We start from the raw sequence: 26156 nt of genomic DNA on the forward strand, positions 1-26156 counted from the left end.
TTTCTTTGCGTCTTGTTGCACAGCTCATCCACACACCCAGGCCACGCCAGTCACCCGGCGCGGCTGGGCCACTCACCCCACCTTGCGCGCAGCTGCCGCGCGCAGGCGCCCCACCACACCGGTGGGGAAGTAGTAAACGGACAGAACGAACAGCACGCCCAGCCACAGCAGCCAGCGGTCGGGCGACAGCAGCGCAGACAGCCAGGGCAGGCCTGAGGCTGCCTCGCTGCCCAGGCGCAGCAGATCCTGCAGGTAGCTTTGCGCCACCAGAAAGAGCACGGCGCCAATGGCCGAACCGTAGATCGTGCCCATGCCGCCGATCACCACGATGAGCAGGCAGTCCATCATGATTTCGAAGCTCAGGGACGTATCCGGCCCGTTGTAGCGCAGCCAGAGCGCCAACATGGCGCCCGCCATAGTGGCAAACAGCGCCGACAGCACGCTGGACGTGGTGCGATACACCACCACGCGGTAGCCAATGGCCTCGGCGCGGAACTCGTTCTCGCGGATGGCCTGCAGAACGCGGCCGAAGGGCGAGTTGACGATGCGCAGCAGCGCCAGCACCAGCGCCACGGCCGTGACGAAGAGCAGGTAGTAGCAGATCAGCCGCCCATCGATGCTCACGCCCAGGAAGGGGTCGTCAAACGGCTCGAAACTGGGCGACAGGAACTCGGGCACCTTGAAGGTCAGGCCGTCCTCGCCGCCGGTGATGTCCGACAGCTGCGAGGCCAGCGTCTGGAACGCCGCCGCCACGGCCAGCGTAATCATCGCAAAGAAGATGGCCCGCACACGCAGCGAGAAGAGCCCCACCGCCAGCGACAGCAGCAGCGAGAGCACCAGCGCCCCGGCCAGCCCCACCAGCAGCGCAGACCAGGTGGGCCCCATGCGCGTGGTGGCCACGGCGATGCCATAGGCCCCGATGCCAAAGAACATGGTGTGCGCAAAGCTCACGATGCCGGTGTAGCCCAGCAGCAGGTCAAAGCTCGCGACCAGCACCACAAAGATCAGCACCTTGGCCGCCACGGACAGCGCCTTGACCCCGGGGAAGAGGAAAGGTGCAAAAGCAAGGCCCACAAAGATGGCCACCAGAATCACCGCCAGCACCTTGCTGCGCGGGTAGTCGCCGGAGAGAAGTCGGTTCAGCATGTCAGTCGGCTCCTCATCAGCGGTTGGCCACGGGATAGACGCCCTGCGGGCGCCACAAGAGAATGGCCACCATCAACGCGATGTTGGAGAACAGCGCCACCTTGGGCACCAGGAAGCCGGTGTAGTTGGCCATCAGCCCCACCAGCAGCGCACCGATGAGCGCGCCGCCGGTGCTGCCCAGGCCGCCGATGATGATCACGATGAAGATCAGCACGTTGACCTGCGCGCCCATCTGGGGCACCACGTTCTGCTGGTACAGGCCCCACATCACGCCGCCCAGGCCCGCCAGGGCCGAGCCCACCACGAACACGCCCACAAACAGGCGGCGGATGCGGTAGCCCAGGCTTTCGACCATCTCGCGGTCCTGCACGCCGGCGCGGATCAGCAGGCCGACCTTGGTGCGCGACAGCGTCCAGGCCAGCACGCCAAACACCAGCAGGCCCACGGCCACCGCGACGAGGCGGTATTTTTCGATGGCAGCATCGCCCACCAGCAGCGAGCCGCGCATGCCCTCGGGCAATGGCAGCGGGATCTGCGCGGGGCCCCAGATGACCTTGATGAGCTCTTCACCAATGATCATGCCGCCCATGGTGATGAGAATCTGCTTCAGGTGCTGTCCATACACCGGCCGCACGATGAAGCGCTCGAACGCCAGTCCCACGGCCCCGGCCACTGCCATGGCCACCACCATGGCGGGGAGCACGGCCATCAGGTTGCGCCACAGCTCGGCACTCTGGGTGTAGTCGCCCATGGCGCCCAGCACGCTGGTGGCCACAAACGCACCCAGCGCAATGAACACGCCATGACCAAAGTTCAGCACATCCATCAGACCAAACACCAGCGTGAGGCCCGAGGCAATGATGAAGATGATCATGCCCATGGCCAGCCCCGCCACCGTGAGCGTGAGCCAGGTGCTGGGCGAGCCGATGAAGGGCAGCACCAGCAGCGCCAGCGCCGGCACCAGTGCCAGGGGCTTCCAGTCGAAATCGCGGGTGACGCTCATGCCCGACCTCCAGCGGCGGTCGCCGCACCACGTACATCAGCTACACATTTGATAGCTACCAGGGCAATAAATACCTGCGCTACCGCCCGAGAACATCTGAAATTACTCACACGACTCATAGCGCCAACCCCAGCAGCGAGCGCTGCAGTTCTTCGTCTTGCGCCAGCGCGGCCATGCTGCCCGCATGCACCACCTGGCCGTTGTCCATCACGGCCACGGTGTCACCCAGCCGCTTGGCAAAGTTGATGTTCTGCTCGACGAGCAGGATGGTCACACCGCTCTTCTTGAGCTGGTCGAACGCATCGATCATGTTGTTGATGATGGCGGGTGCGAGGCCCTTGCTGGGCTCATCCACGATGAGCAGATCGCGCGGCTCAACGATGGCGCGGCTCACGGCCACCATCTGCTTTTGGCCGCCGCTGAGCTTGCCGGCGGGGTGGTTCCAGAACTTCTCCACGGCGGGGAAGAGCTTGAAGATCCACTGCAAGCGCGCCTCATCCATCTGCGCGGCGTTGCGGGCACTGCGTGCGGCCAGCAGCATGTTTTCCTTCACCGTGAGGTCGGCAAAGATGCCCATGTTCTCGGGCACATAGGCGATGTTCAGGCCCGCGATGGCCGGCGTATTCATCGCGGTGATGTCTTTGCCACCAAAGTGGATGGAGCCCTGCGACGCATGCCACAGGCCCATGATGGTGCGCAGCGTGGTCGTCTTGCCTGCGCCGTTGCGGCCCAGCAGCATGGTGAGCTGCCCTTTGGGCACGGCGAGATGAACGCCGTGCAGGATGTGGTACGCGCCGATGTGCGTGTGCACACCCTTGAGTTCGAGCAGGTTGGTCGTTGGTGTCGTGCTCATGCGGCCTCCTTCTCTGCGTCCTTGGAGACGCCCAGGTAAGCCTCTTGCACCACGGGCGATGCGATCACCTCGGCTGGCGGTCCATCGGCCACCAGCGTGCCGTTGGTCAGCACGATGATGCGGTCGGCCAGTTCGCGCACCACGTCCATCTTGTGCTCCACCAGCAGGATGATCTTGGTCTTGTCCTTCTTCAGCTCGCGGATCAGGTTCAGGATCACGGGCGCCTCGTCGTGGCTCATGCCGGCCGTGGGCTCGTCGAACATGTAGACCTGCGGCTCCAGCGCCATGAGCAGCGCCACTTCCAGCTTGCGCTGGTCGCCGTGCGGCAGGCTGGCCACGGGCGTATCGGCCCGGTCGGTCATGGCCACGGCCTGCAGGATCACGCGGGCGCGCTGGGTCAGCGCGCTGTGGTCGCTCCAGATGCTCCACAGGTTCATGCCCCGGCGGTGCTTGCCCTCTTGCGTGGCCTGCACGGCCAGGCGCACGTTCTCCAGCACGCTGAGGTTGGGGAACAGGTTGGTGAGCTGGAACGCCCGGCCCAGGCCCGCGTGGGTGCGTGCCGAGACGGACTGGCCCGTGAGGTCCTGCCCGCCCAGCGTAACGCTGCCGCTGGTGGCCTTGAGTTGCCCCGAGATCAGGTTGAAGTAGGTGGTCTTGCCCGCGCCGTTGGGGCCCACGATGGCGGTCAGCGTGCCGGGCTCGAACGAGCAGGTCACGCCGTTGACCGCCACGTGGCCGCCAAAGCGGATGGTCAAGTCCTTGGTGGCCAAGGTGCTCATGGGTGGGTGTTCACTTTCACGGTCTGAGTCAATCGATGAAATGGGTGGGGCGCCCTGCCCTGCGGCAGCGCGCCCCGGCACTTTAGGGGCAGGTGCCGATCACGTAGTAGTTGGTGCTGGTCTGCTTCAGGGTGTTGGTGACGAACACGTTCCACAGGCCCATGCTCTGGTTGGAGCCCAGCGCATAGGTGTAGCCCCCGGCGGCGTACGCGCGCCCGGCCAGCGTGTGTGCATAGTTGCTGGCGGTGGTGCAGGTGGCCGTGCCGCCGCCCGATGCGGCCAGCGTGGTGCCCGAAGCTGCGGCCGATGTGGCGCCCTCGGCCCCATTGGCATCGGCCGCGCGCACCGTCCAGCTGTAGGTGGTGGACGCGGCCAGGCCGGTGTCGGTGTAGCTGGTGGCAGTCACAGGCAGCGCGTTGACCTTGTTGGCGTTGCGGTACACGTTGTAGCTGGCCGCGCCCGTGACGGCGGCCCAGCCGATGGCCATGCTGCTGGCCGTGGCGCCCGACGTGCTCACGCCCGTGGGGGCTGGCAGGGCCACAGGGTCGGGAGGCGTGGTGCCGCCCGTGCCGCTGGAGACGCGGTCCACCATGGCCTTGACGGCCGCCATTTGCGGGCCCGACTTCTTGGAATAGTTGGCGCTGTCATAGCCCCACCAGTCCCAGCAGCTGTTGGTGGCTGCGGTGCTGGTCTGCGGGTACAGCATCACGATGTTGTTGGTGTCAGCCCAGCGGTTGTAGCCGGTGTTGCGCACGTACTGCTGCTGCACATCGCTGATGTTCTGCTTGCAGCCATGCAGCACCACATGCAGCTTGCAGGTGGCCGTGCCGCCCGCCTGGCAAGCCTGGGGCACATAGGCCCAGCCCGTGGTGGCCATGCCATGGTTGGTGATGAATTCGCTCTGGTTGAACTCGATGTAATTGCCGGTGGGCAGGGTGGCGTTGTTGCGGGCGTTCAACGTGCCGTACAGGTGCTGCAGCATGGCACCGGCGAGGTCGAAGTTGCAGTCGCTGATGTAGGGCGCGCCCTTGGTGGAGCAGGCGTTGCCGTAGTCGTCCGTCACCATGGCGTGTTCGGCAGCAATGTCCTTCTTGTAGACCACATTGGCGGCGGGCACGAAGCTGTTGTAGTAGGTGCGCAGCGCGTCCATCACCCCGGTCTTGACCACACTGTCGAGCGAGCCCGAGAACAGGTAGACCTTGGAGTTCTGCAGGTTGGCCACGGGGTCGATCACGCCCTGGCTGGCCCAGGTGTTGGTGGTGCTGACCAGCGTGCTGGTGGGGATGCCTGCCGGGCTGGCCATGCAGCGCCCGGTGGCGTTGACGACCGATCCCTCGGCGCAATAGAACGGGCCGCCCGCCACCACGCCCGCGCCCTTGGCAAACGTTGCCGAATACGCCACGTGCAGCTGCACGGCCATGAAGCCGCCCGAGGACAGGCCCGATACCGTGGTCTGTGTCTTGTCGATCTTGAGTGCTGGCAGGTTGACGGCAGCGTGAACACTGCCCACGCCACACAGTGCCATCGCAGCCCCTGCTGCTGCCGCCCGGATGAAATTGAAAGCCATGTTGTCTTGTCTCCAAATAATTTTTGAGAAAAACCGACCCAGCCCCCGTGTAGACCCGGGGGTTCATGCATCAATTCACTGGAAAAAGAGGGGCGGCCGCCCCTGCGGGATGGACCCCGAAGGAGCAGGACGGTGGTCCTGTCCGACGGGCCTCGCTAACTCGCTAACTCGCTAACGGAACCGAAAAACCGGCTTATCGCTTGTTGCGAATCGGCACGTTCATTTCTTCAGGCTTGATCTCGCGCACCAGCTCGGGCACGCCCCAGGCAAAGGCCGGGTCCACCTTGATCTTGAAGTGGTACATGCTCTGCATGGCCTGGTGGTCTTCCTTGCGGAAGGTCATCTTGCCCTTGGGCGTCTCGAAGCTCATGCCCTCCATGGTCTTGATGAGCTTGTTGGTGTTGGTGTCGCCGTTCGTGGCCTTGAGGGCCGTGACCAGCGCCATGGCAGAGCTGAAGCCGCCGGCCGTGAAGAAGTCCGGCGGGGTCTTGAACTCCTTGTAGTGCGCAGCCACCATGGCTTCGTTCACGGGGTTCTTGGGGATGCCGAAGTAGTAGTACGTGGCGCCTTCCATGCCGGGGAAGTTCTTGTAGGCAGCCATGGCGGGCAGGATATTGCCGCCGGTGGCGATCTCGATGCCATAGCGCTTGAGGTCCATGTCAGCGATCTTGAACGGGTTGCCCGCACCGGCCCAGATGATGAAGATGACCTTGCGGCCCGGCACGTCCTTGAGCTTGTCGATCAGGCGCTGGGCACCGGCGGTGAAGTCGGTGGTGGTGGTGGGCAGGTATTCCTCGTGCACCAGCTTGGCGTTCTTCAACGCGTCCTTGAAGGCCTTCACGCCATCGCGGCCGAAGGCATAGTCCTGCGCCAGCGTCGCCACCGTCACGCCCGCCTTGTCGATGGCCACGGCGTTGGAGATGGCGTCCTGGCTGCTGTTGCGGCCGGTGCGGAAGATGTACTTGTTCCACTTGTCACCGGTGATGGCGTCGGCCACTGCGGGCTCCACCAGCAGGATCTTCTTGTATTCCTCAGCCACCGGCAGCAGGGCCAGGGCAACGCCGCTGGAGGTGGGGCCGACGGCGATGTCGGCCTTGTCGTCCGAGTAGGCCGAGGCCAGCAGGCTCTTGCCCAGGTCAGGCTTGCCCTGGTCGTCCTTCTCGATCACGACGAGCTTCTTGCCATTGACGGTCATGCTGCCGCCGGTGGCGTAGTTCAGGCCCATCATCAGGCCGGTCTGGGTCTGCTTGCCGTAGGCCTCCAGCGGACCCGTCTTGCTGTACACGTGGGCAATGCGGATTTCACCGGTCTGCGCGAACGCGGGGGCAGAAAGTGCGGCAGCGGTAACGGCTGCGGAAGCGAGGGCGACCAGAGTGCGACGGTGCATGGCGATGTCTCCTGTTGTGATGCTTCTTTATTGCACAGTCTGTGCCAGCAGCCAAGTGCTTGATTTCAAAGATACTTTTGCTGACACCCTGGCGACACTGCCTGATTTCAATACACATTGAATGTCTAATTTTTAGACATTTGCCTGATTTTTATTCAGGGTTTTCCAGACGTCCATAGAGTGTGGCGCGCGAGATGCCCAGCTGGCGAGCAGTGGCCAGCTTGTTGCCGCCATGGGCTTTGAGCGCAGCCGCGATGGCCTTGCGCTCCAGCTCCGCCACCTGCTCGGCCAGCGGGCGCAGGTATCGGCTTTCGTCCTCCGTGTCGGCGGCGTGGCCCGGGTCCTGCACCGGGGCGGGGGCGGCGGGCTCCACGCCCGCTTCGCGCAGGATGCGTTCGAGCTGCGCGGCGTCGATGGACTGCGAGTCGCTGCGCATCACCGCCTGCTCCAGCACATTGCGCAGCTCACGGATGTTGCCGCGCCAGGGCTGACCCGCCAGCAGGGCCATTGCATCGGGCAGCAACTCGGGCGGCGCGGTGCCGTTGCGCAGGGCCAGGTCTTCGCCCAAAGCTTCGACCAACGCAGGGATGTCGCTGCGCCGCACCCGCAGCGGCGGCACGCGCACGGGCAGCACATGCAGGCGGTAGAACAAGTCCTCGCGGAACTTGCCTTCGCGCACCAGCGCGGCCAAATCGCGCGACGTCGCGGCCAGGATGCGCACATTGAAGGGCACGAGCTTGTTGCTGCCCAGCGGCTCGATTTCGCCCTCTTGCAGCGCCCGCAGCAGCTTGGCCTGCAGGCTTTGGGGCATGTCGCCGATTTCGTCGAGGAACAGCGTGCCGCCATCGGCCAGCTTGAACTTGCCGTCGCGGCCCTTGCGGTCGGCGCCGGTGTAGGCGCCAGGCGCCACGCCGAAGAACTCGGCCTCGAGCAGCGTGTCGGGCACGGCGGCGATGTTGACGCTGACGAACGGGCCACTGGCGCGGCTGGACGCTGCGTGGATCGCGTGGGCCAGAAGCTCCTTGCCGGTACCCGTCTCGCCCAGCAGCAGCACGGGGCTGCTCGACTGCGCTGCACGGCGCGCCTGGCGCTTGACCTCGGCCGCCGCGGGGCTGGAACCGATGAAGCTGGCAAAGGTGTACTTGGACCGCCGCTCGCCGTCGCCCGCCACCGCCAGGCTGCGGCGGCGCTGGCTGGCCAGCTCGCGCCGGGCGTCGTCCAGGTCGCGCTGCAGCAGCGCAAACTTGCTGATGAGCGGCTGCAGCGTGGTTTCGGGATGGTCGAACAGCACGATTCCAATAGCGCCGATCACGCGGTCTGCGTCGTCGCGCAGCGGAATGCGGCTGACCACAAAGGTGCCCGCCTTGTTGGTCAGCAGGTCGATCAGCACAGGCTGGCCCGTTTCGAGCACGCGGCGCATCTGGGTGTTGGGGATGACCTCTTCCACCGTGCGGCCCACGAACTGGTCCACCGACGAAAAACCCAGGTCCGGCAGAAAGCGCTGGTAGCCCTCATTCACCCACACGATGCGCCCACTGCGATCCACCAGGAACATGCCCTGGCTGACGCTGGAGAACAGCTGGAACATGGAGCGTGCCGCCAGTTCCAGAATGCCCTGGGCATCCAGCGGCAGTGCGGGGGCGTCATCAGCGAGCAAAGGCATCTGCGGATGGTAGCGCGCTGGCGGGGCGCAGGATCTGCCCCCACAGGCAGCAGACGCCCGGCATAGAGCCATGACGCTACAAGTTGGATAGCTACCTAGGCAAATGGCACTAGCGCTGTCAGGCGTTTTTATCCAAAACAGGAGTCAAAGAGGTGTACAGGGATGCCTCACATGCTGCCAGCGGCTGGTCCACCAAGATGCAGGGCTTGCCCGTGCGACGGCACTGGTCCTGCACCCGCCAGTAGGCGTCATGGCTGATGCAGCCCGTCTGGCAAATCACCAAGTCAGCGGCGGCCAGGCTGGCGTCGAAGGCCGCACCCGCGTCTGCGCCCGGCTGGGCCTCGACCACCACAGGCACGCGCACCCTGCGGGGGTGTGCCGAAGCATCCGGGGGCGCGGCGCTGGTTGCCCCACCCTGCTCCGGGTGGCTCACTGCCCTGGTGTCTGACTGCGCCGCCAGTCGCCAGCGCAGGCATTCCCGCGACAAGGTGGCAATGCGCTCCGCCAGCACAGCGATGTGGCGTGCCATGGTCTGACGGCGGGAGAGTCCCGGCACAGCAGCCCGTAGCTGCACCAACTCGTCGTACGCCATGGCCAGCCGCGTATCGCGCACCACCAGCGCCCCACGCAGCCGCACCACCTCGGCCTGCAGCGTCTGGATCTCGGCGGCCTGCGCCGTCAGGGCCGCGCTGCAACGCCGCTGGGCTTCGCCCCACTGACGACAAAGCACCAGAAACTCCTGCGGAAATGAAGACATGCGTCATCCTGCAAATAAGAACTATTCGCATTTTATGGTACGATTCAGCCTGAGTTCACAGCAAGCCACCTGGTGGGGAGGGCTCCGGGAGCACAGCGACTGGGGGTCTGGCTTGCCAAGAAAATCGTCGGCACGGATCTGCCCGCGCCGTCTGGACGAAAAAAAAACCGCGCCCGATGGCGCGGTTTTTTTACGGGTGCGAGCCTGGGGCCTCGCCACGGCTTCAGGCCTCTGCCAGCGCCATCTTGCGGGCAGCCCAACGGCGCAGCAGGCGCGGAACGATCAGCACGGCCAGCACGATGACGATCAGGGTCACCGAACCGGGGCGCTCCAGGAAAATCGTCCACTTGCCTTCGCCAATCGACACCGCATTGCGCATCTGTGCCTCAGCCAAGGGGCCCAGGATCATGCCCACCACCACCGGCGCAGCGGGGAAGTCAAAGCGGCGCATCACCACACCCAGCAGGCCGATCGCGTACAGCAGCACCAGGTCGAATGCGCTCTGGCGCATGCCATACACACCCAGGGTGGAGAAGACCAGAATGCCCGCGTACAGGTACGACTTGGGGATGTTCAGCAGTTTCACCCACAGGCCCACCAGCGGCAGGTTCAGGATCAGCAGCATCACGTTGCCGATGTACATCGACGCGATCAGCGCCCACACCAGCGCGCCGTTGGTGTCAAACAGCTGCGGGCCGGGCTGGATGCCATAGTTCTGGAACGCACCCAGCAAAATGGCCGTGGTGTTCGACGTGGGGATGCCCAGCGTCAGCAGCGGGATCAGCGTGGCCGTGATGGCCGCGTTGTTGGCGGCCTCGGGGCCTGCCACGCCTTCGATGGCGCCCGTGGTGCCAAACTCTTCCTTGTGCTTGCTCAGTTTCTTCTCGGCGGCATAGCTCAGGAAGGTTGGAATCTCGCTGCCACCTGCAGGCACGGTGCCAAACGGAAACCCGATGGCCGTGGCGCGCAACCATGCGGGCCAGGAGCGCTTCCACTCTTCCTTGGTCATGTGGGTGCTGGTCAGGCGGTTCTGGGTTTCGTCGGACTTGCCTTCGTACATCACGTTGTACAGCGCCTCGCCCACCGCAAACAGGCCCACGGCGATCAGCACCACTTCGATGCCATCCATCAGCTCAGGCACACCCCCGGTGTAGCGCGCCTGGCCCGTGATCTGGTCAATGCCGATCAAGCCCATGGCCAGGCCCACAAACAGCGCCACCATGCCACGCAGCGTGCTCTTGCCCAGCACTGCACTCACGGTGGTGAAGGCCAGCACCATCAGCATGAAATACTCTGGCGGGCCCAGGCGGATGGCGTATTCGGCCACCAGCGGCGCGCAGAAGGTCACCAGCACCGTGGCGATGGTGCCCGCCACAAACGAACCGATGGCGGCCGTGGCCAGGGCCGCACCGGCGCGGCCATGCTTGGCCATCTTGTTGCCCTCCATGGCCGTGACCATGGACCCGGCCTCACCCGGGGTGTTGAGCAGGATGGACGTGGTGGAGCCGCCATACATGGCGCCGTAGTAGATGCCTGCAAAGAAGATCATCGAGGCCGTGGCCTCGACCTTGACGGTGATGGGCAGCAGCATGGCCACAGCCACTGCGGGGCCGATGCCTGGCAACACGCCCACGGCGGTGCCGATCATGCAGCCCACAAAGGCCCACATCAGGTTGATGGGTGTTGCCGCGGTGGCAAAACCCTGCATCAAAAGGTTTAAGGTTTCCATGGCGTGCAGGCTTTACAGCCACCCCGTGTTGGTCAGGCCGGGCAGGTTGATGGCCAGCAGTTGCGTAAACATCCAGTACACCGGGGCCGCTACCGCGATACCGATGAAGGAATCCTTGATCCAGGCCTGCAGGCGCAGGTCGAGTTCACCTTCCGAGCTCTTGAAACCCCGTACCGACAGCACGAAGCACAACGCACAACTCAGGATGAAGCCCAGCGTGGTGATGAGCAGGGCGTTGAGCAGCAGCCCTGCCGACACCCAGATGAAGCCCTTCCAGTGGGCGCGCTCGTCGCCGGAGCCCTCTTCCAGCTCCCGAAACCCCCCGCTCAGCGCATGTGCCACGCACAGCACGCCGCATATCAGGATGGCAATGCTGACCACCCAGGGAAAGAAGTTGGGGCCCACGCCACCGTAGCCCGCTTCTGAACTGACCGAGCTGGCCCCCCAGGCCAGACCCAGCGCGAGCACCACCAGCCCGACCCCGATCAGGGTCTGCAAGGGCTTGGAGCGCGATGAATGTTGTTGTGTCATGTTTTTTCCTTCGCACCAACCAATGCACGGCCAGGCCGCCTGCCCAGAGGCAGAAATGACGGCTGCCGCGCCTTGCTTCGGGATCAGATCATTCCGGACTTGGCCATCGTGGCGCGCATGCTGGCGAACTCGGCATCCACGAAATTGCCGAACTCGTCGCCGGCCATCCATGCGGGGGTCCAGCCGTTCTTTTCCATCGCGTCCTGCCAGGCCTTGTGCTTGAAGGTCTTGGCCAGCGCATCGATCAAGGCCTTGCGCTGTTCGGGCGTGATGCCAGGCGCGCCGTACACGCCGCGCCAATTGCCGATTTCCACGTTGATGCCCTGCTCCTTGAGCGTGGGCACGTTCACGCCCTTGAGGCGGGTGCCCGAGGTCACGCCCACTGCGCGCATCTTGCCGGCAGAGATGTACTCGGAGAACTCGCTGTAGCCGCTGCCGCCCACCGTCACGTTGCCACCCAGGATGGCGGCAGTGGCCTCACCGCCCCCACGGAACGCCACGTAGTTGATCTTGGCGGGGTCCACGCCCACTTCGCGGGCGATCATGGCGGCGGCAATGTGCTCGGTAGAGCCGCGCGAGCCGCCACCCCACTTCACGCTGCCGGGGTCCTTCTTGAGCTGTTCCACCACATCCTTCATGGTCTTGAAAGGCGAGTTGGCGGGCAGCACAAACACGTTGTATTCGCTGGTCAGGCGCGCCAGGGGCGTGACCTTGTCCAGGCCCACCGGTGGTTTGCCGGTGATGATGCCGCCCAGCATCACGGCGCCCATCACCATCAGCGCGTTCGGATCGCCCTTGCTGGCGTTGACGAACTGGGCCAGGCCAATCGCGCCCGCTGCGCCGCCCTTGTTGTCGTAGGACACCGACGATGCGGCGCCCGCATCCTGCATCGCCTTGCCCAGCGCGCGACCGGTGGAATCCCAACCGCCCCCAGGGTTGGCGGGAATCATCATCTTGAGGGCCGCTGCCGTCTGGGCCGACACGGGCAACGCACCCGCAGCGGCCAGAGCGGCCAGTGATTTCAGAAAGGTATCGCGACGCATGGTGTCTGTCTCCTGATAAGGTTTGCGAACCGCCCGATGATGCGCGCGCTGCCTGTCAAACGGCTGTCCTCAGACTCAGGGAAAACACTCATGCACCCGGCCCAATGAGACGGTGCTATGGTGCCGCGCATGCAATTGCTCCTTGTAGAAGACGACCCCACCATGCAGGCCACGCTGCACCGCGCACTGACCCGGCGTGGCATGGAAGTGACCGCTGTGGGCGACGGACGCGCAGCGCTGAGCCAATGGACCGCCCTGCAGCCCGACGCCGTCATCCTGGACCTCACCCTGCCGGGCCTGGACGGCTTGCAGGTGCTGCAGCAGGCGCGATCACGTGGCCTGCGCACCCCCGTACTGATCCTGACGGCACGTGGCACCGTGGGCGACCGCGTAGTGGGGCTGAACGCTGGCGCCGACGACTACCTGCCCAAACCGTTCGATCTGGACGAGCTGGAGGCACGCCTGCGCGCACTGGTGCGCCGCAGTGCAGATCCCGCCGTAGCGCCGCTGGCACCCAGCACCGTGCAGATCGGAGCCATCCGCTACGACAAGGACAGTGGCGCGCTGTATCTGAACGGCGAGGTGATGGAGCTGACCCCGCGCGAGCTGGCACTGATGCACGCCCTGCTCGCCCAGCCCGGGCATGCCGTGACCAAGGAGCGACTGTATGAGCTGGTGTTTCCGGGCCAGCTCGACGTGCAGTACGAAGCCATCGAGGTCGTGGTGTACCGGCTGCGCAAGAAGCTGGCGGGCACAGGCCTGACCCTGATGACACTGCGCGGCCTGGGCTACCTGCTGCGGGCCGACGCATGAGCGAGGATGGAGTGCGCCACCACTCGCTGCGGCGGCGCCTGCTACTGGGCATCTTGCTGCCTGTAGCCCTGTTCATCGGTTTCAACACCTGGAGCCTGTACCACCAGACGCTGGCATCGCTCAACACCGCGTATGACCGCACCCTGCTGGCATCCGCCAAAAGCATCAGCGAACAGCTCGATGTGAAAGGCTTTGACGACGCAGCGCAGCTGCGCGCCATCGTTCCTTATTCGGCCCTAGAGGCCTTTGAGGCCGACAACCAGAGCCAGATGTTCTACCGCGTTTCGACCCTTAAGGGCGAGATCGTGTCGGGCTTTGAGGAACTGCCGGTGTGGCACGGCAGCATCCCTGCCCGCCCTCCCTATGCGGCTCTGGTGGACTTTTACGATGACCGATTTCGTGACCGCGATGTGCGCGTGGCGGTGCTGCTGCAACCGGTGGCCAGCTCCGAAGGCCGGGCGATGGCCGTGATCCAGGTGGCGGAGACGCTGGAGGTGCGCGAAACCCTGGCACTGCAGATCCTGTGGAACACCCTGTTGCGACAGGCGCTGTTGATCGCCGTGGTGGCCTTTACCGTGGTGTTGGTGGTGCAGCGCGCCACCCAGCCCGTGCGGCAGCTCAGCCAGCAGCTGCAGGCCCGGCGCGAGGGCGATCTGAGCCCCATCGCGGCCCCGCTCGCCCCACGCGAGCTGCAGCCGCTGGTGGACGCCACCAATGAGGTCATGCAGCGCCTGCGTCACCTGCTGCGGCACCAAAAGCGCTTTGTGCGCGATGCCTCCCACCAGCTGCGCACACCGCTGGCCGTGCTCAAGACCCAGGTGCAATCGGCCCTGCGCGGCGACGTGGAGCCGCAACAAGCCCTGCACGAGATCAGCGACACCGTGGACCGCGCCACCCAGCTCGCCAACCAGATGCTGGCCCTGGCCAAGGTGGAGCAGCTGCGCCAACAAAGCGCTCCACCAGCCACCCGCTTTGATGACATTCTGCGTGCCGTGGCGCTGGAGATTTCGCCACTAATTGCTCAGCGCGATCTGGACTTTGGCATCCACACCGAGCCAACCCTGGTGCAATCGCATGAATGGATGCTGCGCGAACTGAGCCGCAACCTGCTGCACAACGCCGTGCGCCACGCACCGCCCGGCAGTGAGTTGACCGTGGACTTGCGCAGCGACGGGCGGCATGCGGCGCTGACGATCAGCGACCACGGCCCCGGCATTGATGACGAGCTGGCGGCACGCCTGTTCCAGCCCTTTTCTGCAGGAGACGTGCGCACCGGCAGCGGCCTGGGCCTGGCCATTTGCCATGAGATCGTGCAGGCCCTGGAAGGCAACATCACACTGACAAACCAGGTGCAAGGCCACAAGGTGACAGGGCTGGACGCCGTGGTTCGCCTGCCACTGCCTGCGCCCTTGACCGACAGCACACCCGTGGCCTAGACGGCACAATCTCGCCCATGAATACCTTGGAGACGATGCGCCTGGACAAGTGGCTCTGGTGCGCCCGCTTTTACAAGACCCGCAGCCTCGCCACCGAAGAGATCGGCAAGGGCCGGGTCACTGTCAATGGCCAGCTGGCCAAACCTGCACGCGACCTGCGCTGCGGCGACACCGTAGCGCTGCGCCAGGGCCCCGTGGCACGCACCGTGCTCGTACGGGGCCTGAGCGGTGCCCGGGGCCCCGCGCCAGTGGCCCAGCAACTGTACGAAGAAACCCCTGACAGCATCGCCGCCCGCGAAAAGGCCGCAGAACTGCGCCGCTTGGCCCCCGAGCCAGCCGCGACATTGCAAGAAGGTCGCCCAACCAAACGCGACCGCCGCGAGATCGACAAGGTGAGCAACAAGGGAAGCGATTGGGGCAGCCGGTGGAGTGCTTCGATCGACGAGTGACTGTGCGAGGAATGCTTTACGTCCCTGTGAAGCTCACCGACAGCACCGACCTCTGGAATGCATTGCTGGCGACGGTCAAGCATCAAGTTCAAGTGGTTGCCACCCTTCTGGCACGGCCCCGAGGCGTTGCCATCCATCAGCGCGAAAGCGGGCGGTGGCGGGCTTATCTTCAACGCCGCCAGCACGGGCGTTACTGCAGCCCATCGCTTTGAAACCAACCCCGACGCAGAGGAGGTGTACCTTGCCGTTTATGTACGACTCGCACGGGTGGTTTGTGGGCGGCGTGCCTGACGCCGAGCTACGCACCGTGCCCATGGCCCCGCCATCGCAGACCACCACCGAGGGCCAGCCACGCGCGAACTGGAACGGTCTGACCTGGGTGATGCGGCCCTACGCGGCCGCCGAGCCACTGCCCGAGCCAGAATCGCCCCATGTGCCCCGCGACGTGTCGCGCAAGGCCTTCCTGTCGGGCTTCACGGCCCAGAGGCGGTGCTGATTGACCTGGCATCCATCGGCCCCACGGTGGAAGCCGCGCAAGTGCGCCGTTCTCTGTCCAAGGTCAAAGCTGCCCAGCACATCGACCTGAACGCCCCGGAAACTCGCGAAGGCGTGCACGCCCTGGAATCGGTTGGCCTGATCGAGCTAGGCCGCGCGCTGGAAATTCTCGACACCCCCATCCATCCGAAGGAGCTGCCGTGAACCTGCTTTTGTGGCGGCCAATCCTTGCCTTTGCATGCGCGATCAGTTGCTCTTTCCCGGCTCGTGTCACTTCGTAAAAGAGGTATCTGCAGTCATCCGATAGCAAGAATTTCACACCTCGCGTGACATGATGTTTTGGCACCGAGAGGGGGAACCGACTCTTAGCCAAACCCGTCGCATAGCCCGAGTCTGTCTGCCAGAGCGTGCATTTCCATCAATCACTCTTTGAAGATCTTTTTATGACTATTCAACGTCGCAAGGTTCTGCAATCCGCAACTCTGCTGCCCCTGATGGCCGCAGTTCCTGGTCTAGTACAAGCCCAGAGCGCCGGGCTCGCCGTGGGAGCTCACAAGGTCATCACTGCATCCCCCACGTATGTGGGCGCACCACAGAACAAATCCTTCAACGTAGGGGTGGACTATCTCCAAACGAATGGTGCACGGGGCGTTTTCTTTGACATAGTGCCGGAGGCTACCAACGGCGGCCATGCGGGCATCTGCTTTAACGCGGCGCCAAACACTTATGGAGCTTGGCAAGAGCTAGGACAAGGCCCTAGCCACAGCTTCCCAGTGACCCAGCTGCTTTGGTTTCGAGGGGTCGGTGTGTTCTTCGAATCAAACGGCATCATCAAATCTGAGCAATGGATAGTAAATGCTGACGGCACACCAGGTGCTACCAACATCAACACCATTGGTAGCTTTCCACCCAACACCATACTGCGCGTTGCAACATCGATGGACAGTGCAACTCGCCAGATGCTGTTGATCGTCTATTCCGTGAATAGCGCAACGGGGGCGGCAGTTGCGGAACTGGGGCGCGTCACGCTGCAAGCTGAGGTGCTTACCAACCTTGCAGGGGTGTTCGTCATCGGTGGCGGCAGCGTTCAAGTTCAGCCCTACGCGCTCTACCCCTGAACATAGGCCAAGCGGCACGAGCCGCACCAATCTATACACAGCCCGCCTGGCTAAGCCTGGCGGGCTTTCTTGTCTTTGGCGCAGCCACAGCTCCACCCGCTGGCAATTGAGCATGCGGAAAAGCACCATGGGAGCTCGCGCGCGCTGCGCCGCTCCACAGCTTTCCAAAGGACTCAATCATGACAATTGCAGACTATCATCACGGCGTGCGCGTTACTGAATTGACCGAGGGCACCAACAGCATCCGCGTGGTGTCCACGGCCATCATTGGCCTGATAGCCACGGCCAGCGACGCCGACCCCGACGCCTTCCCCCTCAACAAGCCCGTGCTGTCCACCAGCATTGCTAAGGCGCAGGCCAAGGCCGGCACATTGGGCTCCCTTGCCACGGCGCTGGCCTGCATCGCAGAACAGTCGCAGCCCGTACTGGTGATCGTGCGCGTACCTGCGGCGTAGGCGACGACGATGAAGACAAGGCCACCGACGAAACCAGCAACGTGCTGGGCACCTTCCAGAATAGCGTGCGCACCGGAATTCAGGCGCTCCTGGATGCAGAAAGCGAGCTGGGCGTGAAACCCCGCATCCTGGGCGCCCCCGGCCTGGACACCCGGCCTGTGGCCGAAGCGTTGCGAGCCACGGCCTACGTGCACGCCAACGGCGCCAGCGATGTGAGCGAAGCGCTGGCATATGTCGATGGATTCGGCAAGCGTGGAACGATGGCTATCTGGCCCAACTTCAACAAATGGAGCACCACCGCCAATGCAGTGGTGCAAGTGCCCGCCGTGGCATAAGCCCTGGGCATGCGCGCGGGCATCGACCAGACAGAGGGCTGGCACAAGACCATTTCCAACGTGCCGGTGAACGGCCTCACGGGCATCAGCAAGATGCGTTTTCTTTGATCTGCAGAACCCCGCCTGCGACGCGGTGCTGCTCAACGATGGCAACGTGACCACGCCGATCCGCAAGCAGGGTTTCCGCCTCTGGGAGACCTGAACCATGGCAAAGCCGAATAACGCACCGGCACTGGCGCACCCCGTTGAGCCATCGCGCTGGGCTCGGATCAGGCAGGCGGAACGCATGGACTACAGCACCGCACAGCCCATCAGCATGAGCTGGAAGACTGGCAAGCCGTACACCTGCCCCGAACTGCAGCACCGCAGCGCGGGAAATCAACCGCCCAGCCTGGTGATGGGCCGGCGAGTGAGCCGATAAGGAGGGCCGCCATGCGTATCTACGTTGCAGGCCCGATGACGGGCTACCCCGACCTGAACTTTCCCGCCTTCCACGCAGCGGCGGCGGCGCTGCGTGCCCAGGGCCACCACATGGAGAACCCCGCCGAGATCAACGCAGACCCCAAGGCCCAGTGGCTGGACTGCATGCGCATGGACATTGCGCGGCTGGTGACTTGCGATACGGTGTACCTGCTGCCCGGCTGGGAGAAGTCGCGCGGGGCGAAGGTGGAGCACGGGCTGGCGGTTGGCCCGGGCTTTCAGATCATCAACCCGGAGGGCTGACACATGGGCCAGATCATCATGAACAAGGCCCAGCTCCTGGAAGAGCTGGGCATTGTGGAGAACACGCTGCGGGCGTTAATTGAGCAGCGCGGATTTCCGCCGCCCCGGAAGATGGGGGCGAAGCTGTTTTGGCTGGTCGCAGAAGTCTTGGCTTGGCTACAACAGTGCCCACAAGGATGGACGAGGGCTGAATAGGCCAGGACGCTATCGACCGTCAACTCATTTGGAGAAACGGATAGATGTGTACTCGTACGTTCTTGTAGAGCGTGGCGAATATTCAAACCGGAGCGGCAAGAACCGACCAGATTGGGGCAAATAAACGTGCTCAGACGCAGTTGGCCGCTGCGCCTTTCCTTGAGCGACGTGTGTGCACTTTGCGATGAGGGTGGCGCCAACTGATTTCAGGTAGCTGAGGTTCTCAGGCACAGGCTCGGTAGTGCATGTGGCTTCGTCCATGTAAGGGGCGTTGAGACGCATTGTTCCCACGAGGCCCGGCGTTACGGTTTCGGCTTGACCAGCAACCTTGTAATGAAGTTCTTTGCCCAATACAGGCGAGCAAACCTCTGGGGTGCGTGATTCAAAGGTTGTTGCCACCTTGAGCGCAGATGGAGAAGCTATCGCGTCCACATTAACGGGAACAAGTGCGCCTGCCATTGGAAAAAAGGCCATAGTTTCGGAGGTCGAAACGCGTCGAACAGCTTGTTCAAGCGTGGAGAGGCCACAAAGCGTCGAACTTTTATATTCCGTGACATGCGCCGGACCCTTGATGCCAGTCTCGGTAGCGACGTCACGGGTCAGGCCGTCTGCATCCCTGGTGGAGCTCAGCACAGATTTGAACCTCCACAAGATACCGAAATTGCCCCAATTGTCGTCTTCGGTAACGGCCTCAGCTGACATCGCTGAAAACTCAGGAGCCGTCTTACCGCCTAGTGCAGATGCGGAGGAGCGCGCCTGTTGAGTTGTGGCAGTGTCCACTGTCATAGCGGTGCAGCCTGTGAGAAAAACGGATACCAGTCCAAGGATAAAAAACAGACGCATATACCTTCGGTAGCTCAAAAAAGAAGGCACAAATGTAGCGGATTGTTTCAGTCATTCATGCGTGGTGTTACGCCTTCTGAGGTAGCAAAATCCGCCCAGTCCTGCATGATCACAAAGCGCTTTTCGAGCATGTCGGCGCGACGATAGGCAGCTTCCGTTTTGGTATCGATGGTGTGCGCCAAGCAGAGCTCCACAGCATCTCTCGGGTGATTGGTTGTCTCCCCCGCCCAGTCCCTGAAGGTGGAGCGGAATCCATGGGGCACAGCGGCCATTTGGTGACGGCGCATAAGGGCGTTGAATGCCATATCCGAGAGTGGCCCTTTGCGGTTGCTGGGAAATACGTGCTCCACCAGCTCCTCGCGCTCAGTCTCTTGAATGCGCCGCAGCGCAACTGCCTGCCGCGAAAGTGGCACGCGGTGTTCCCGATTTGCCTTCATGCGCTCAGCTGGAATGATCCATATAGCAGCTTCCAGATCGACCTCGCTCCAGACCATGCCGCGCACCTCGCCCGAGCGCACTGCGGTCAAAATCAAGAAGCTCAGCGCGCGGGCACTTTGGCCGCTCACCGCGGCAATTTGCTGGTACACGGCCGGCAGATCGGCCACGGGCACAGCTGGGCGATGTTTGACTGGCGCGACCTTTTCCGGATTGGCCAGGATGTGCTCCAGCTGCCCGCGCCAGCGCGCTGGATTGGGGCCCGCACGGTGGCCGTGGGCTGTGGCCTAATCCAGCACCTGTTCAATACGCCCTCGCACTCGCGTAGCGGTTTCAGTTTTGGTCTTCCAGATGGGTGCGAGTGCGCGCAGGACGTGTGACTGTTCAATCTCGGAGACAGACAGCCTGCCAAAGTGCGGCGATGCGTAGGTGGTGAGGGTGTTGCGCCACTGCTGCGCGTGCTTGGCGTTGCGCCAGGTACTCTCGTGTTCAGTGATGAAGGCATCGGCAGCCTTGTCGAACTCCAGCCGCTGGGCTGCTGCCAATCGGGCGGCCTCCCGCTCGTCCTGGCGCGACTTAATGGGATCGATGCCTGCAGCACGCTGCCCCAGCGCTGAGCACGCTGCCTCGCGTGCTGAAGCCAGCGTCACACCGGGATAGCTGCCCAGGCCCATGCGCCTGCGCTGGCGCATGTGCACATACCGCAGCACCCAGGCGCGCGACCCGCCTTCAATCCGCAGATACAAGCCGCTGACCCCGCCCACAGCGTGCGAGCCTTCCACGCGCAACCTGGAAACCTCCAGCGCCGTCATCTCAAGGATTCGCTTCGGCATGGCTCAATTTCTGTAGGCCATCATGTAGGCCCAAAAAATTTGAATTGAGCGCGGGAACTGGTTGATTACGCGCTGCGAAAGCACTGTATAAAACTCCATGAAATGGAGCGTACCACGTTGTTTTATATGGGGTCAACGCAGAGCACAGACGTAAAAAAACCCGCTGGTTTAGGGCGGGTTTTTTTAGCTCTGGCGGAAACGGAGGGATTCGAACCCTCGATGAGGCTCTACACCCCATACTCCCTTAGCAGGGGAGCACCTTCGGCCACTCGGTCACGTTTCCAATCCCGCTATTATGCCTCATTTCAGGGGCTGTTCCGCTGGTTGCAACAGCATAGGTGGGCTGGTCCAAAGTCCTCGTGCACGCCGGGCGCTGATAGCAGGCGTCACTTTTTTGCCGATTGCCGCCCAAGTTTTGATGTCGCATATGGAGGCCATTCGAGCGCGGATGGCTTGTGTGTTGAGCCTGTTGGACAGGGGGCAAGGACGGACTCGGGCTTTCTATTGGACGCACCAAGCTCATAGAGCTGGCAATCTTCGCGATTGGCCAACGTGCCGGATGCGGCGGTTTACTCCCGTATTTGTGGGTGTCGCCCCGTGACGCGGGCAAAAAGACACCAGAGAGCTACGGCCTGAGCCATTCCAGCGTGAGACCAGACCGCACGACAAAGCCGCTTCCTACCTTGATGCGGATGTGGTGACCCCGTGTGGTACAGGCCTGGATCTGATCCAGCAGCTCGCCCAATTGCGCGGCTCCCGGGGTGGTTTGGTGGGCATGGCGCAGCCAGTGGCGCACCACGTTGGCCTGGCGGGCGCGGGTGAGCCTCTGCAGCGCCTTGATACCGGGGGGCACGCCCACCAAGGACAGGTCCTGCTGTGCCATCTCGTGCAGCAGCTCGGCAGCCTGGGCAGCATTGGCGGCCGACCGTGCAAAGGTATCGCGAAAGGACGGGAATGCGGCATGCAGCGCAGGCAGCAGTTGCGCCCGAATGCGGTTGCGCGTGAAGCGCTCATCGGAATTGGTGGGGTCTTCCACCCACGCCTGGCCTTGTGCCTTCAACCAATCGCGTACGTCCGCCGATGACACCTGCAACAAGGGGCGGTGCCAGACCAGACCAGCACGCGTCCAATGGGCGGGCATGGCGGCCAGGCCGGCCACGCCCGCTCCGCGCGACAGGGCGAGCAAAAGGGTTTCGGCCTGATCGTCGGCGTGCTGTGCAATTGCTATGGATTGAATAGCACCCAAGGCATGATCTTCTAGCGCTACTGCCGTCAAAGCCTGGTATCTGGCTTGCCGAGCGGCATCCTCGGGGCTCTGGCCGGGCGCGGGGCGCGCGTCCAGCCGCAGCACACGCAAGGGCACGCCCAGCTTGCTACACAAGGCCACGCAATGCTGCTCAAACCCATCGGCAGCCGCCTGCAGCCCATGGTGCACATGGATGGCCAGCACCTGCCCGGGCCAGCGGCGTGCACAGCCCAACAGCAATGCGGTCGAGTCTGCGCCCCCGCTCAACGCCACGGCCATCGGCAACGCGGGCGCAAAGGCCCGCAGGGCGGCGTCCATTGATTGCGTCATCGCATCCGCCCTTCAGGCCCTGCACCTGGACCCGTCGCAACCGCCGGACGTGCCCGGAGGGCGTAGAGAACGAGGGAGAAATGGCGGCGCATGGGCGCCGATTATCACGGTGCCCTGCACTCCGGCAGTAAGGTGCATGGGGGGCGCCGCCCCGCCCCTGGCAACTTAACCGCCCGGCGATGACAGCCGCGGCGCAGCGTGGGCAGGGTCGGTGGACAGGCGGAAGGTGCCCACCACCTCCGACAGCCGCACCGACTGGTCCTTGAGGCTCTGTGCCGCAGCAGCGCTCTCCTCCACCAGCGCTGCGTTCTGCTGGGTCATCTGGTCGAGTTGGGCCACGGCCTGGCCGACCTCGTTGATGCTGGTGCTTTGCTCATTGGTGGACGCCGTGATCTCGGCCATGATGTCCGTCACACGCTGCACCGAGGTCACGATCTCGGTCATGGTAGTGCCCGCGTCGTGCACCAGCCGCGAGCCGTTTTCCACCTGCTCGACCGAGGTATTGATCAGGGTCTTGATCTCGCGTGCAGCCTCGGCGCTGCGCTGGGCGAGGCTGCGCACCTCGCCTGCCACCACCGCAAAGCCCCTGCCCTGCTCGCCCGCGCGGGCGGCTTCCACCGCAGCATTGAGCGCAAGGATGTTGGTCTGGAAGGCAATGCCGTCGATGACGCCAATGATGTCGTTGATCTTGCGCGAGGCCGCATTGATCTGGTCCATGGTGGTCACCACATTGCCCACCACCTGCCCACCATGTTGCGCCACGCTGGACGCCTGGGCTACCAGCTGGTTGGCTTGGCGTGCCGAGTCTGCGTTGTGCCGGACGGTCTCGGTCAGCTGCTGCATGGAGGCTGACGTCTGTTGCAGGCTGGATGCCGTGAGTTCGGTGCGCCCGCTCAGGTCATGGTTGCCGGTGGCAATCTCTTCGGCGGCCACGCGTACCGAGCTGCTGGCGTCACGGATCTGCGAGAGCACACCGGAGAGCTTGCCCGCAAAGCTATTGAAGCTACCAGCGATCTGGGCCAGCTCGTCCTCACCGTGGGCGTCGATGCGGCGCGACAGGTCGCCATCACCGGCGCCGATTTCATGCATCGCGTCACGCACCAGCGTGAGCTGGCGCAGGCGCCGCGTCAGAACCACGCCCAGCAGCCCTACGGCCACCACCAACACCAAAACGCTGGAGATCAGCGATGTGGCCAGCATGGCCCGGATCGGTGCCATGGCCTCGCTTTCATCCAGGGCCACCACCAGCATCCATGAGGTGCCCGCGATCGGCACCACGCTGAGTAACCGGCTGCGCGACGCAATGTCCGCCTGCAGCAAGCTTTTGTCCTTGGATGCAGCGAGCAGCTTGTCGATCACGAGGTCCTTGGACAAATCTGCGATGGGCTTGAGGGTCAGCGCCTGGTCGCGGTGGGCGATGATCTTGCCGTCGGCAGACACCAGAAACCCGAAACTCTGTGGCGTGGGCTGGATGGAAGCCACATTGGCAACCACTGACTCCATGTAAACATCACCAGCCGCCACGCCTTTGAGCGCTGCGCCGGCGCCCACCGGGGTCGCAAAAGTCACCACCAGCTTTTGGTCGGACGCCGAGATGTAGGGCGGCGTGACCACAGACCCGCCCGCTTGCGCGGCCTGCTTGTACCAGGGACGTGCGGTGGGGTCGTAGTCGGCGGGCAGGCTGCGAGTCTCTGAAAAAACGTACTTCTTGTCCGCGTAGCCAAAGTACGCCGTGCTGAACTTGCCCGCGTCGCGCAGCATGGCCAGTGACTTGGCAGGTTCGGGATCTTCAAAGGCGGCGACGGAGGCCGCAATGATCGTGGCCTTGGCCCGCGCCCACTCCTCGATGGTTTCTGCATGGCTCTTGGCGGTCGCCATGCCCTCTTCGGCCAGCGAAACCTGCGCCTGTGCACGCGCCGACAGGTAGTTGACCAACGTCAACACCATCAGGGCAGCCACCATGCAGGTGGCGGAGAGGACCAGGATCTGGCCCTTGAGCGTCTTCAGAAGCGACATGAAGCCCTCCTTGAACCGCCCGCGCAGGCGGTCTACGGGCATGTTACATCCGGTAGCAGTCCATGCGCCAGTGCGGGTTTGTGCGCCCCTGTAAGGAGTCGGCCAGAAAAACAACAACGGCCCCGAAGGGCCGTTGGAACCGCACCAAGCTGGTGCATTCATTGCCAGCAACGACAGGCCAGAACCTGCCCTCAGCGGGCTCAGCGGGCGTCCGCCTTGGTGTCGCTAAAGCGGCCGTAGCTCTGCAGACGCTCGTAGCGACGGTCCAGCAAGTCTTTGGTCTTGAGGTCTGCCACCTGGCGGAAGGCATCACCCAAAGCGCGCTTGAGGAAGGCAGCCATCTGCTTGTGGTCACGGTGAGCGCCGCCCACAGGCTCGCTCACGATCTTGTCCACCAGACCCAGGGCCTTGAGGCGATGGGCGGTGATGCCCAGGGCGTCAGCCGCCTCTTGCGCCTTCTCGCTGGTCTTCCAGAGGATGGACGCGCAGCCTTCGGGGCTGATGACCGAGTAGATGGCGTACTGCAGCATCACGACCTGATCGGCCACGCTGATGGCCAAGGCGCCGCCGGAGCCGCCTTCGCCAATGATGGTGGTGATGATGGGTACTTCGAGCTGCGCCATCTCGAAGATGTTGCGGCCAATGGCCTCGGACTGGCCGCGCTCTTCGGCGTCAATGCCCGGGTAGGCGCCGGGCGTGTCCACAAAGGTAAACACGGGCAGCTTGAATTTCTCGGCCGTCTTCATCAGGCGCAGGGCCTTGCGATAGCCCTCGGGCTTGCTCATGCCAAAGTTGCGCATGGCGCGCTCCTTCGTGTCGCGGCCCTTCTGATGGCCCAGCACCATGCAGGCGTGGCCGTTGAAGCGCGCGAGGCCGCCCACGATGGACAAGTCGTCCGCGTAGTGGCGGTCGCCGTGCAGCTCGACGAAGTCGGTGAAGATGTCGCGCACGTAGTCGAGCGTGTAGGGACGCTCAGGGTGGCGGGCGATCTTGGTGATCTGCCAGGGCGACAGTTCGCTGTAAATGTCTTTGGTGAGCTGCTGGCTCTTCTTGCTCAGCTGGTCGATCTCTTCCGAGATATCGACGGCACTCTCGGTCTGCACGTAGCGCAGTTCTTCAATTTTGGACTCCAGCTCGGCGATGGGCTGTTCGAAATCCAGAAAGGTCTTTTTCGCCAACGTTTTTCTCCTTGGGGATCGCACCCGGCGGGGTTGCCACGAATGGCACGCACTGTAACCGGCGTGCCTGCAGTGGTGTCAATAGGTTACAGGCAGGGGGTCCAGAGACCGCCAAATATACCAAGTCGCGACGCTGCACCAGGGCTTCCAGGCCTCGGCCACCTCACGGGCGTCGCTGCGGCTCACCGGGTCGCCAGAGAAGTAATTCTGGCTGATCCCGCTGATCAACCCCACGTCATCGAGGGGCAAAACATTGGGTCGCATCAAATAGAAGATCAAAAACATCTCGGCCGTCCATCGGCCGATGCCACGGATGGCCACCAGCTCGGCAATGATGGCCTCGTCATCCATGGCGGCCCAGTCCTTGACGTGCAGCTTGCCGCCCTCAAAGTGCATGGCCAGGTCCACCAGGTAGTCCACTTTGCGGGCCGAAAGGCCTGCGGCCCGCATGTCATCGATCTTGAGCTTGAGCACGCTGGCGGGCTTCATGCCGCGCGGCAGCAGCGCCACAAAACGCTCCCACACGACCTGCGCCGAAGCCACGGACACCTGCTGGCCCACGATGGAACGCGCCAGCGTGATGAAGGGGTCGCCCTTGGTCTGCAGCGCGGCGTCGCCAAACTGCGGGATCAGGCGCTTCATCACCCGGTCTTTTTTCACCAGGTGCTTGCAGGCCTCGGCCCAGTAGTCGGGCGTGGCCAGCACCAGCGACGGCGCCACAGCGTCACCCGCTATCTTTTTAGAAGCTGCCACCGCTTATTCCACCTGCACTACTGGCATATTTAGCATCAAAACAAT

29 protein-coding genes and 1 tRNA gene are annotated in these 26156 nt (G+C 63.6%); 11 read left to right on the top strand and 19 right to left on the bottom strand.

Annotation, left to right across the window (positions count from 1 at the left end; all coding sequences use genetic code 11):
- Positions 1-72: 72 nt before the first annotated feature.
- The 11 genes from ASC83_RS16130 to ASC83_RS16180 all read right to left on the bottom strand — a co-directional run bounded on the left by ASC83_RS16130 (position 73) and on the right by ASC83_RS16180 (position 12458).
- The gene (locus ASC83_RS16130) at positions 73-1146 is read right to left on the bottom strand and encodes a branched-chain amino acid ABC transporter permease (RefSeq protein WP_015014946.1); all 1074 of its coding nucleotides are present in this window, start codon (positions 1144-1146) and stop codon (positions 73-75) included.
- A 16-nt stretch (positions 1147-1162) separates the two neighbouring features.
- The gene (locus tag ASC83_RS16135; protein ID WP_056064590.1) at positions 1163-2149 is read right to left on the bottom strand and encodes a branched-chain amino acid ABC transporter permease; all 987 of its coding nucleotides are present in this window, start codon (positions 2147-2149) and stop codon (positions 1163-1165) included.
- 115 nt (positions 2150-2264) lie between these two features.
- Entirely contained in the window at positions 2265-3002 is a 738-nt protein-coding gene (locus ASC83_RS16140; RefSeq protein ID WP_056064594.1) for an ABC transporter ATP-binding protein, read from the bottom strand.
- Positions 2999-3781, bottom strand: coding sequence for an ABC transporter ATP-binding protein (locus ASC83_RS16145; protein ID WP_056064596.1), 783 nt, complete (start codon positions 3779-3781; stop codon positions 2999-3001). The genes ASC83_RS16140 and ASC83_RS16145 overlap by 4 nt, the downstream gene beginning before the upstream one ends.
- An 82-nt stretch (positions 3782-3863) precedes the next feature.
- On the bottom strand, positions 3864-5348 hold the full coding sequence (locus ASC83_RS16150) for a PHB depolymerase family esterase (protein WP_056064600.1): 1485 nt from the start codon (positions 5346-5348) through the stop codon (positions 3864-3866).
- A gap of 193 nt (positions 5349-5541) precedes the next feature.
- On the bottom strand, positions 5542-6735 hold the full coding sequence (locus tag ASC83_RS16155; protein WP_056064604.1) for a substrate-binding domain-containing protein: 1194 nt from the start codon (positions 6733-6735) through the stop codon (positions 5542-5544).
- A gap of 151 nt (positions 6736-6886) precedes the next feature.
- Positions 6887-8398, bottom strand: a complete 1512-nt coding sequence (locus ASC83_RS16160) for a sigma-54-dependent Fis family transcriptional regulator (RefSeq protein ID WP_056064607.1) — start codon at positions 8396-8398, stop codon at positions 6887-6889.
- A 118-nt stretch (positions 8399-8516) separates the two neighbouring features.
- Positions 8517-9155 carry a DUF2325 domain-containing protein gene (locus ASC83_RS16165; RefSeq protein ID WP_056064611.1) on the bottom strand — a complete coding sequence of 213 codons (639 nt, stop codon included), beginning with the start codon at positions 9153-9155 and terminating at the stop codon, positions 8517-8519.
- A gap of 223 nt (positions 9156-9378) precedes the next feature.
- Positions 9379-10884: a tripartite tricarboxylate transporter permease gene (locus tag ASC83_RS16170; RefSeq protein WP_056064614.1), complete on the bottom strand. Its 1506-nt coding sequence runs from the start codon at positions 10882-10884 to the stop codon at positions 9379-9381.
- A 12-nt stretch (positions 10885-10896) separates the two neighbouring features.
- Positions 10897-11415 (bottom strand): tripartite tricarboxylate transporter TctB family protein, encoded by a 519-nt coding sequence (locus ASC83_RS16175; protein WP_056064616.1) that lies wholly within the window; start codon positions 11413-11415, stop codon positions 10897-10899.
- Positions 11416-11498: 83 nt separating this feature from the next.
- Entirely contained in the window at positions 11499-12458 is a 960-nt protein-coding gene (locus ASC83_RS16180; protein WP_056064618.1) for a tripartite tricarboxylate transporter substrate binding protein, read from the bottom strand.
- A gap of 129 nt (positions 12459-12587) precedes the next feature.
- Between ASC83_RS16180 and ASC83_RS16185 the strand changes: the two genes are divergently transcribed.
- The 11 genes from ASC83_RS16185 (at position 12588) to ASC83_RS16230 (ending at position 18477) form a co-directional block, all read left to right on the top strand.
- A complete protein-coding gene (locus ASC83_RS16185) occupies positions 12588-13271 on the top strand; it encodes a response regulator transcription factor (RefSeq protein ID WP_056065161.1) in 684 nt (227 codons plus the stop codon).
- Positions 13268-14707, top strand: coding sequence for a sensor histidine kinase (locus ASC83_RS16190; protein ID WP_056064621.1), 1440 nt, complete (start codon positions 13268-13270; stop codon positions 14705-14707). Before ASC83_RS16185 ends, ASC83_RS16190 begins: the two co-directional genes overlap by 4 nt.
- Before the next feature lie 17 nt (positions 14708-14724).
- On the top strand, positions 14725-15156 hold the full coding sequence (locus ASC83_RS16195; protein WP_056064624.1) for an RNA-binding S4 domain-containing protein: 432 nt from the start codon (positions 14725-14727) through the stop codon (positions 15154-15156).
- 241 nt (positions 15157-15397) lie between these two features.
- Positions 15398-15652: a hypothetical protein gene (locus ASC83_RS16200; protein ID WP_156379522.1), complete on the top strand. Its 255-nt coding sequence runs from the start codon at positions 15398-15400 to the stop codon at positions 15650-15652.
- Positions 15646-15855 carry a hypothetical protein gene (locus tag ASC83_RS16205; protein WP_056064630.1) on the top strand — a complete coding sequence of 70 codons (210 nt, stop codon included), beginning with the start codon at positions 15646-15648 and terminating at the stop codon, positions 15853-15855. The genes ASC83_RS16200 and ASC83_RS16205 overlap by 7 nt, the downstream gene beginning before the upstream one ends.
- A 239-nt stretch (positions 15856-16094) precedes the next feature.
- Positions 16095-16769, top strand: a complete 675-nt coding sequence (locus ASC83_RS24000; RefSeq protein WP_156379523.1) for a hypothetical protein — start codon at positions 16095-16097, stop codon at positions 16767-16769.
- A 179-nt stretch (positions 16770-16948) separates the two neighbouring features.
- Positions 16949-17224 carry a hypothetical protein gene (locus ASC83_RS24160; RefSeq protein WP_200938943.1) on the top strand — a complete coding sequence of 92 codons (276 nt, stop codon included), beginning with the start codon at positions 16949-16951 and terminating at the stop codon, positions 17222-17224.
- 65 nt (positions 17225-17289) lie between these two features.
- The gene (locus ASC83_RS24165) at positions 17290-17559 is read left to right on the top strand and encodes a hypothetical protein (RefSeq protein WP_200938944.1); all 270 of its coding nucleotides are present in this window, start codon (positions 17290-17292) and stop codon (positions 17557-17559) included.
- Between the two features lie 205 nt (positions 17560-17764).
- Positions 17765-17980, top strand: coding sequence for a hypothetical protein (locus ASC83_RS24005; RefSeq protein ID WP_156379524.1), 216 nt, complete (start codon positions 17765-17767; stop codon positions 17978-17980).
- An 11-nt stretch (positions 17981-17991) separates the two neighbouring features.
- Positions 17992-18282, top strand: coding sequence for a DUF4406 domain-containing protein (locus ASC83_RS16225; protein ID WP_056064642.1), 291 nt, complete (start codon positions 17992-17994; stop codon positions 18280-18282).
- A 3-nt stretch (positions 18283-18285) separates the two neighbouring features.
- Positions 18286-18477, top strand: coding sequence for an AlpA family transcriptional regulator (locus tag ASC83_RS16230; protein WP_056064647.1), 192 nt, complete (start codon positions 18286-18288; stop codon positions 18475-18477).
- Between the two features lie 24 nt (positions 18478-18501).
- Here ASC83_RS16230 and ASC83_RS24010 read toward each other — a convergent pair whose 3' ends face one another.
- The 8 genes from ASC83_RS24010 to ASC83_RS16260 form a co-directional block, all read right to left on the bottom strand.
- The gene (locus ASC83_RS24010; RefSeq protein ID WP_156379525.1) at positions 18502-19263 is read right to left on the bottom strand and encodes a hypothetical protein; all 762 of its coding nucleotides are present in this window, start codon (positions 19261-19263) and stop codon (positions 18502-18504) included.
- Between the two features lie 104 nt (positions 19264-19367).
- The gene (locus tag ASC83_RS24550; protein WP_369816982.1) at positions 19368-19925 is read right to left on the bottom strand and encodes a tyrosine-type recombinase/integrase; all 558 of its coding nucleotides are present in this window, start codon (positions 19923-19925) and stop codon (positions 19368-19370) included.
- 117 nt (positions 19926-20042) lie between these two features.
- Positions 20043-20588, bottom strand: a complete 546-nt coding sequence (locus ASC83_RS24555; protein WP_369816983.1) for a tyrosine-type recombinase/integrase — start codon at positions 20586-20588, stop codon at positions 20043-20045.
- A gap of 190 nt (positions 20589-20778) precedes the next feature.
- Positions 20779-20871, bottom strand: a tRNA-Ser gene (locus ASC83_RS16240).
- A 342-nt stretch (positions 20872-21213) separates the two neighbouring features.
- On the bottom strand, positions 21214-22164 hold the full coding sequence (gene tilS / locus ASC83_RS16245; RefSeq protein ID WP_056064649.1) for a tRNA lysidine(34) synthetase TilS: 951 nt from the start codon (positions 22162-22164) through the stop codon (positions 21214-21216).
- Between the two features lie 165 nt (positions 22165-22329).
- The gene (locus ASC83_RS16250) at positions 22330-24180 is read right to left on the bottom strand and encodes a methyl-accepting chemotaxis protein (protein ID WP_056065163.1); all 1851 of its coding nucleotides are present in this window, start codon (positions 24178-24180) and stop codon (positions 22330-22332) included.
- 200 nt (positions 24181-24380) lie between these two features.
- Complete coding sequence (locus ASC83_RS16255; protein WP_056064651.1) at positions 24381-25358, bottom strand: acetyl-CoA carboxylase carboxyltransferase subunit alpha; 978 nt, start codon at positions 25356-25358, stop codon at positions 24381-24383.
- Between the two features lie 78 nt (positions 25359-25436).
- Positions 25437-26111, bottom strand: coding sequence for a DNA-3-methyladenine glycosylase (locus ASC83_RS16260; RefSeq protein WP_056064654.1), 675 nt, complete (start codon positions 26109-26111; stop codon positions 25437-25439).
- Positions 26112-26156: the final 45 nt, after the last annotated feature.

It is taken from the genome of Acidovorax sp. Root402, assembly GCF_001425125.1.
Classification (GTDB): domain Bacteria; phylum Pseudomonadota; class Gammaproteobacteria; order Burkholderiales; family Burkholderiaceae_C; genus Acidovorax; species Acidovorax delafieldii.